At 69.0% G+C, this 7,861-nt stretch carries 8 protein-coding genes and 1 pseudogene; 6 read left to right on the forward strand and 3 right to left on the reverse strand.

Annotated elements, in window-relative coordinates:
* The 3 genes from K8V84_RS11355 to K8V84_RS11365 form a co-directional block, all read right to left on the reverse strand.
* Nucleotides 1-449 (reverse strand): thiamine pyrophosphate-binding protein (locus K8V84_RS11355; RefSeq protein WP_304073985.1); only part of this gene is annotated, 449 nt, incomplete at its 3' end.
* A 128-nt stretch (nucleotides 450-577) separates the two neighbouring features.
* A complete protein-coding gene (locus K8V84_RS11360; protein ID WP_304073987.1) occupies nucleotides 578-1,465 on the reverse strand; it encodes a 2-hydroxy-3-oxopropionate reductase in 888 nt (295 codons plus the stop codon).
* Between the two features lie 32 nt (nucleotides 1,466-1,497).
* Nucleotides 1,498-2,295 (reverse strand): hydroxypyruvate isomerase family protein, encoded by a 798-nt coding sequence (locus tag K8V84_RS11365; RefSeq protein WP_304073989.1) that lies wholly within the window; start codon nucleotides 2,293-2,295, stop codon nucleotides 1,498-1,500.
* Nucleotides 2,296-2,667: 372 nt separating this feature from the next.
* Between K8V84_RS11365 and uraD the strand changes: the two genes are divergently transcribed.
* The 6 genes and pseudogenes from uraD to K8V84_RS11395 all read left to right on the forward strand — a co-directional run.
* A complete protein-coding gene (uraD, locus tag K8V84_RS11370; RefSeq protein ID WP_304073991.1) occupies nucleotides 2,668-3,222 on the forward strand; it encodes a 2-oxo-4-hydroxy-4-carboxy-5-ureidoimidazoline decarboxylase in 555 nt (184 codons plus the stop codon).
* Entirely contained in the window at nucleotides 3,219-3,563 is a 345-nt protein-coding gene (uraH, locus tag K8V84_RS11375) for a hydroxyisourate hydrolase (RefSeq protein WP_304073993.1), read from the forward strand. The genes uraD and uraH overlap by 4 nt, the downstream gene beginning before the upstream one ends.
* Before the next feature lie 183 nt (nucleotides 3,564-3,746).
* Nucleotides 3,747-4,643, forward strand: a complete 897-nt coding sequence (pucL, locus tag K8V84_RS11380) for a factor-independent urate hydroxylase (RefSeq protein WP_304073998.1) — start codon at nucleotides 3,747-3,749, stop codon at nucleotides 4,641-4,643.
* A gap of 419 nt (nucleotides 4,644-5,062) precedes the next feature.
* Nucleotides 5,063-6,565, forward strand: a complete 1,503-nt coding sequence (locus K8V84_RS11385; RefSeq protein ID WP_304073995.1) for a nucleobase:cation symporter-2 family protein — start codon at nucleotides 5,063-5,065, stop codon at nucleotides 6,563-6,565.
* A 91-nt stretch (nucleotides 6,566-6,656) separates the two neighbouring features.
* Nucleotides 6,657-7,595 carry a LysR family transcriptional regulator gene (locus K8V84_RS11390; RefSeq protein ID WP_304073996.1) on the forward strand — a complete coding sequence of 313 codons (939 nt, stop codon included), beginning with the start codon at nucleotides 6,657-6,659 and terminating at the stop codon, nucleotides 7,593-7,595.
* An 88-nt stretch (nucleotides 7,596-7,683) separates the two neighbouring features.
* Nucleotides 7,684-7,861: pseudogene (locus tag K8V84_RS11395) on the forward strand (allantoicase); the annotation flags it as partial.

A 7,861-nucleotide genomic window follows, 5' to 3' on the forward strand; every position in this document is an offset into this window, starting at 1 on the left:
TGGGCGACGCGGAACGCCTCGCGAAAGATCCACGGGGCGGTGGCCGCTTCCTTGATCTGCACGGCCCACTTGGTGACGGGCTTGGCGATCTCGACGATGTCGACCGCCTGGAAGCCCTCCTTGTCGAGCAGGTCGGTGCGCTGCTGACCGGTGATGCACACGATCGGAACCGAGTCGGCGATCGCGGTGTACAGGCCGGTGATCATGTTGGTGCCGGCCGGGCCGGAGGTGCCGATGGCCACGCCGACCTTGCCGGTGGTGCGGGACCACCCGTCGGCCATGTGGGTGGCGCCCTCCTCGTGGCGGACGGTCAGGTGCTCGATGCCGCCGACGTCCTCCAGGGCCTTGTAGAGGGGGAGGATCGCCGCGCCGGGGCAGCCGAAGGCGGTGTCGACGCCTTCGTCCTTGAGAACCTCCACGACGGCGTTCATCGCGGGCATTTTCGCCATGAGAGCGAACCCTTCAGTGCTGGGGTGACTGTGTGTGCCAGGGGTGGGGGCGCCGTCGTACCGATCCCGGGTGGGCCAACACCCGGGGACGACGGCCGCGCCCCGTGTCCTACGGAAGGATCGGATTCCTACTGGTCGCGGCCGGAGAGCTGTTCGACGATCTTGAGCAACGCGGAGTGGTCGAGGCCGCCGTGCCCCTGGTTCTTGAGCGCGGCGACGTACTGCGCCACCTGCGATCCGAGCGGGATCGCCACACCGGCGGCGGTCGCGGAGTCGGTGATGATGCGCATGTCCTTGTCGTGCAGGGCGATCCGGAATCCGGGCTCGAAGTCGCGTTCGCGCATGCCCTTGCCCTTGCGCTGCAGGACCGTGCTGCCGGCGAGCCCACCGCCCAGGACCTCCAGGCCGGCCTCGGTCTCCACTCCGTGCGCCTCCAAGAACACCAGGGCCTCGGCGAGGAGCTGGAGATGGCCGGCGACGATGAGCTGGTTGGCGGCCTTGACCGTCTGACCCGCACCGCTGGGGCCGACGAGGACGGGGGTGGTGCCGAGGACGTCGAAGACCGGTCGGGCCGCGTCGAAGTCCTCCTGCGCACCGCCGACCATGATGGACAACTTGGCCTCGATGGCTCCGGCCTCACCACCGCTGACCGGGGCGTCCAGGACACGGAAGCCGCGCTCGGCGCCGGTGGCGGCGAGGGTGCGGGCGATGTCGGGGCGAATGGTGCTCATGTCGATGACGAGCGTCCCGGGCTTGGCGCTCTCGTAGACGCCGCCCTCACCGGTCAGGACGGCCTCGACGTCCGGGGAGTCGGGGACCATCGTGATGACGACGTCGGCGTCGGCGACCGCGTCGGCGACGCTGCCGCCGCGCAGGCCGCCCTTCCCGACCAAGGCGTCGACGCGCTGTGGGCTGCGGTTGTAGCCGGTGACGGTGTGACCGGCGCGTACGAGGTTGACGGCCATCGGCAGGCCCATGATGCCGAGGCCGATGAAGGCGATCTTCTGGGCGGACATGGCGGGTCCTTGTCTGTCGGTGTGTGCGTTGCCTACGGGAGCCGGCCGAAGCTTTCGGCGGAGGGGACGGTGGGCTTGTACTCCAGGCCCACCAGCCCCTGATAGCCGCCTGCCCGGGACGCGGTGAGGAGTTCGGCGATGGGGAGTTCGCCGGTGCCGGGCTCGCCGCGTCCGGGGGCGTCGGCGATCTGGACGTGCCCGAAGTCGGCGGCGTGCTCGCGCACCACGGCGGCGAGGTCGTCGCCGTTGACGGCGAGATGGAAGAAGTCGGCGAGGAGGGCGACGTTGTCGGCCCCCGCGTCCTTGGCCCGGGCGACGAAGGCCAGGCCTTCGGCCGCGGTCTTGAGCGGGTAGGTCTCGGCCCCGCTGAGGGGTTCGACCAGGACGGTGCCGCCGACCTTGGCCACTCCCTCGGCCGCGGCGAGGGTGTTCTCCAGCGCGACGCGATCCTGTTCGGCCGGGTCGACACCGTCCTGGCGCAGCCCGTAGAGGGCGTTGAAGCCGGTGGCCCCCGTGCGTTCGGCGATCTGGACGACGACGTCGATGTTGGCGCGGAACTCGGCGGCTCGGTCGGGGTGGGAGAGCACGCCGCGGTCGGGGCCGGGCAGTCGTCCGGCGAAGAAGTTGAGGCCGGTCAGGCGCACGCCGGCGGTGTCGATGGCGGCGACGAAGGCGTCGACGTCGGCCTGCTCGGGGGTGGCGGTCTCGAAGGGCCACCAGAACTCGACGGCGTGGAAGCCCGCGTCCCTGGCGGCCTGGGGGCGTTCGTTGACGGGGAGTTCGGTGAACAGCAGGGAGCAGTTCACCGTGTACCCGAGGGTGCGACTCATGTGCGGCCTCCAGAAGCTACTTCCACATTTCGGAAATCACTTTTCGCTTTAAGGAATGATCTGAGTGTGCAGCGATCCACCGAGCCTTGTCAACCACCCGTTCGCCCCCGACCACCCCGACGACCGGCCCGCCGTCCCGCGAACAGCAACTTCACCCGTTCTTCGCGCGAGGGTACGGAACCCGGACTTTTTCCCAGAAAGCCCCTTGCCAGTGTTGACAAGGTCACACCGTCATCGTTTAGAGTCCCTTCAATCCGTAATGCGGAATCAGCTATCTGCCCTACGAAACCAAGGTCTGAGTCGCGGCACCCCTCCCCGTGGGCCCTCCACCCCGCGAGCCGGAGGAACACCGTCCAGACCCAGGGAGAACACATGCCCGAGACCACCCCGGACACCTCGGGGGCCACCCCCGAGCCGGGACTGGCCCGCCTGAACCGGCTGTCGAAGGAGGGCCTGCGCACCGAACTCGCGCAATGCCTGGACATCGACCGCTGGGTGGAGGCCGTCGCCGCCGAGGCGCCCTTCACCGACCGGACCACCCTGCTCGCCCGTGCCGACGAACACGCACGCGCGATCACCTCCGACGAGGTCGCCACCGCTTTGGCCCGCCACCCGCGCATCGGGGAGAAGGCCGAGGGCGAGAACACCGAAGCGACATGGTCACGCGGGGAACAGTCCGCGTTCGCCGCCGACACCGACGACGCCTCCACCCGAGTCCAGCGGATCTTCACCTACGCACAGGGGGAGTACGAGGGTCGGTTCGGGCAGATCTACCTCGTCTGCGCCAGCGGACGCTCCAGCCGTGAACTCCTCATGGACCTGGTCGCCCGCCTGGACAACGATCCCGAGGCCGAACTGGCCGTGGTCGGCGACGAACTGCGCAAGATCGCCGGGCTACGCCTGGTCAAACTGTTGGAGGCGGCATGAGCCACGTGACCACCCACATCCTCGACGCCGCGCTGGGGCTGCCCGCTCGGAACGTCCCCGTGCGTCTGGAGGCCGCCGCGGACAGCGCGCGCACCTCCTGGAAGCCGGTGGCCGAGGGCCGTACCAACGACGACGGGCGCATCCCCGACTTCGGACCCGATCAGCTCGACTCCGGGTACTACCGGGTCGTGTTCGACACCGAGTCCTACTTCGCCGCGACCGGGCAGAAGGGCTTCTACCCCGAGGTGACCATCGTGTTCGACCTCGCGGACGAGGACGCGCACTACCACGTGCCGCTCCTGCTCAGCCCGTTCGCCTACTCGACCTACCGAGGCTCCTAGAACCGCCCCGGACCACCGACCCAGGAGGAACACCAGGCCACATCCCCGCAGCACACAAGGCATCCCCCGACTCTTCGAGTGCGTGACAGGTCCTTCCGCATGACCACAGCGGTCCTCCCTCATACGCACAGCGCGCACCGGCGCGAGCGATGAAACGAATCCACACGGATGGAGTTCACCCTGATGGGCATCAGGCTCGGAGACAACCAGTACGGCAAGGCCGAGGTCCGCCTCGTCCACATCAACCGCGACACCGACGTCCACCGGATCAAGGACGTCAACGTCACCTCCCAGCTCCGCGGAGACCTGGAGGAAGTCCACACCGTCGGCGACAACGCCAAGTGCCTGCCGACCGACACCCAGAAGAACACCGTCTACGCCAAGGCCCGGGAGTGGGGCGGCGTCGGCGCGATCGAGGACTTCGCACTCCGACTCGCGCGACACTTCGTGGACGAGCACGACTACGTGTACGGCGCCCGGCAGGAGATCCAGGAGTACTCCTGGGACCGCATCACCACCGCCAAGGGCCCGCACGACCACGCGTTCACCCGCCGTGGAGCCGAGACCCGCACCACCGTCGTCAACAAGGACGGCGACAAGGAGTGGGTGGTCTCCGGCTTCGAGGGCCTGACCGTCCTCAAGTCCACCGGTTCGGAGTTCCACAGCTACCCCAAGACGCGGTACACCACGCTGCCCGAGACCGACGACCGGATCCTCGCCACCGACGTCACCGCCCGCTGGCGCTACGTCGGCACCGAACACGACTTCGACAAGGTCTACGCCTCCGTGCGCGCCCTGTGTCTGGAGGCCTTCGCCGAGACGCACAGCCTCGCCCTGCAGCAGACGCTGTACGCGATGGGCAAGGCCGTCCTCGAAGCCCACCCCGAGATCGCCGAGATCCGCTTCTCCATGCCGAACAACCACAACTTCCTGGTGGACCTGTCCCCCTTCGGCCTGGACAACCCCAACGAGGTCTTCTTCGCCGCCGACCGCCCCTACGGCAAGATCGAGGCCGTCGTCGAGCGTGACGACGCCCCCGAGGCGGGCGACGCCTGGAAGGCCGTCCCGGGCTTCATCTAGCGTCCCGTCGAGGGACCACTGCCCCATGGGTGGGCCGCCTTCGACCCGACCGAACGGCTCGTGGCCGCACTCCGCGAACCCGGCGTCGGGCCCATCGCGCACCCCATGCCCGGTGTTCGGAGCCGAGGCCCCACCGTCTCGGCTCCGACCTCGACAGGACCCCCGTCTTCCGGGGCCCGCATGTGCGGCCGGGCCCCGGACCCTCGTCGGCGTACTCCGCGCCCGGGCCATGCTCCCGTCCGCTCCGCCGTTCCGAGGACACCATCCGAGGACCACCTCGCCTGGCCCACGACCCAGTGGGCCCCACCGGCCTCAGGCGTACCCGAAATCGGACCGCCCGGGCCGCAGCGACACCACGGATCCCCTGATCCGCAATCAGGTCTTCCACGACCGCCGATCGCAAAGGCTGGAAACTGGCCATGTCGAACAGTCCGTCCGCGAAGGACTCGGCCACAACGAACGCCACGACCCCCGATCGCCCGGAGGACGAGAAGCTGCCCATCCGGCTCCTCCTCGTCTACGGGCTCCAGCACATCCTCACCATGTACGCCGGTGCGGTGGCACCGGCCCTCGTCATCGGCAGCGCCGCTGGACTCGCGAACGACCCCGCAGCCATGGGAATCCTCGTCAGCGGCGCACTTTTGATGGCGGGTATCGCCACGCTCCTGCAGACCGTCGGTCACCGAAAGGTCGGCGCTCAAATGCCGATCGTGGTGGCCTGTTCGTTCGTCCCCGTCAGCGCCATCGCCACCCTGGCCGCCGGTCAGGACGGGGAGAACATGCCCGTCGCCCTCGGCGCGTCCATGGCCGCCGGCGTGTTCGCGCTACTGCTGACCCCCTTCTTCGGCCAGCTCATCCGCTTCTTCCCCCCGATCGTGACCGGCACGATCATCACCGTCATCGGCATCAGCCTCATGCCGGTGGCCGCCGGCTGGATCATGGACGACGCCACCGCCGTCCTCGACGACGGCTCCACGGTGCCGGCCGCCCCCATGGCCAACCTCGCCCTGGCCGGGGTGACCCTCGCGGTCATCCTGATCGGTTCCCGCGTGTTCCCCGGTATCTGGGGACGCCTGTCCATCCTCTTCGGTCTGATCGTCGGCACCCTCATCGCCATCCCCTTCGGCATGGCCGACTTCAGCCGCGTGGGCGAGGCGGACGTCGTGTTCAACCCGACCTCGGTGTTCTACTTCGGTGCCCCCGAGTTCGAGATCGCCGCGATCGCCACCATGTGCGTGATCATGCTGGTGGTGCTCACCGAGGGCGCCTCGCACATCATCGCGGTCGGCGAGATCACCGGTTCCAAGGTCGACGCCAAGCGCATCTCCGCCGGTCTGCGCGCCGACGTGAGCGGCTCCATCATCGGTCCGATCTTCAACACCACCCCCACCAGCTCCTTCGCGCAGAACATCGGGTTGCTGGCCCTGACCGGCATCCGCAGCCGTTACGTGGTGGCCACCGGTGCCGGCATCCTCCTGCTGCTGGGCATGTTCCCGATCCTGGGCGGGGTCATGGCCGCCCTGCCGACCCCGGTCCTGGGAGGGGCCGGCCTGGTCCTGTTCGGCACCGTGGCCTCCAGCGGCATCAAGACCCTGACCAAGGTCGACTTCAACAACAACCTCAACCTGATCCTGGTGGCCACCTCCATCGGGGTCTCCATCATCCCCCTGGCCTACCCGACCTTCTACTCCTTCCTCCCCGAGCCCGTCGAGATGATCGCGCACTCGGGGATCATCGGGGCGGCGATCGTGTCGATCCTGTTGAACATCTGCTTCAACGTGATCGGGCGACCGTCCTCCGGTCCGCCCTCCGACATCGATCGGGAGGACATCGGCAGCGCCGGTCCGGGCGAGGCCAAGTACTCCGACCACGCCGGGTACGCCTACCGCGACGGCACGATCGACCCGGCCGAAAAGGCCTGATCGACGACCGTCCGGGGCGGGCGCACGGGGACCGTGCGCCCGCCCCTCTCTCGTTCCACGGATCCGATTCCGTTCAGTGAAGGTGAATGGTATGCCTGTGAAGGTGACCGACTGGGACCTGCGCAAGCTTCGTGTACTCCGCACCCTCCACGAACTCGGAACCGTCCGGGAGACGGCCGAGGCGCTGTCCATGACGCCCTCCGCCGTCTCCCAACAGCTGTCGTCGCTGTCCCGACAGGTGGGGGTGGCGCTGTTGGAGGCGCACGGGCGCCGCGTCCGGCTGACCGACGCGGCCCACGTGCTGTTGCGCCACGCCGACGTGGTGCTGGCCCAGCTGGAGCGGGCCGAGGCCGAACTGGACGGATTCGTCCGGGGTGAGGCCGGACGGGTGCGCGTGGGCGCGTTCGCCACCGCCATCCCGACCCTGGTGGTGCCGGCGTTGAGCGCCCTGCGCCGCACCCACCCGCACCTGCGCACACGGGTGCATCAGGCCGAAGCCGCCGAGGTGTACGAACTGCTCTCCGCCGGAGAGGTCGACATCGGTCTCTCCCTGGCCGCCCACACACCCGGTGACCAGGACGGACGCTACGAACGGGGCGAATTGCTGACCGACCCCCTGGACGTCGCGCTGCCCGCCGGGCACCGGATGGCCGACTCCCCCGCGCCGCACCTGCGCGACCTGTCCGACGAACCGTGGATCTACGGCGCCTCCGGTCCCTGGCGCGACATCACGGTGGCCGCCTGCGCCCAGGCCGGCTTCGTGCCCGAGCAGGGGCACGTGGCCTCGGACTGGCGGGCCATCCTCGACATGGTGGCGGCCGGACTGGGGGTGGCGCTCGTCCCTCGGCTGGCCGCGGCCGACGACGCGCCCGGAGTGGTGCTGCGGACCCCGAGGTCGGACCGACCCCGCCGGCACGTGGTGTGGGCGGTCCGCGCGGGTTCGGGCCGACGCCCCCAGATCGACGCGGCCCTGCGCGCCCTCACTCGGATCGCCGGAGAACTGCACAGCACAACCGTTCAGTACAAGTGAACATATAGATCAAAAAGTTTCGCTGGAAGTTATCGGTCTCTCCTGCCAACCTGAAGACGTCCCCACCGATCGACGTGACAGGAGAACCATGAGCGGGGCCCAGCCCTTCGACCCTCGTGACTACAACGCCCGGCCCTACGGCGGAGGTGACCCCTACGCCGACTACAGGAAGACCGAGCTCGACTTCTCCGGCCTGGTCGACCTCGCCGACCGGCGCCTGGGCGGCGGCGTGCTCGCGGCCAACGACGAGTTCTTCGCCCAGCGCG

This window comes from Nocardiopsis listeri, from assembly GCF_020741345.1.
Classification (GTDB): domain Bacteria; phylum Actinomycetota; class Actinomycetes; order Streptosporangiales; family Streptosporangiaceae; genus Nocardiopsis; species Nocardiopsis listeri_A.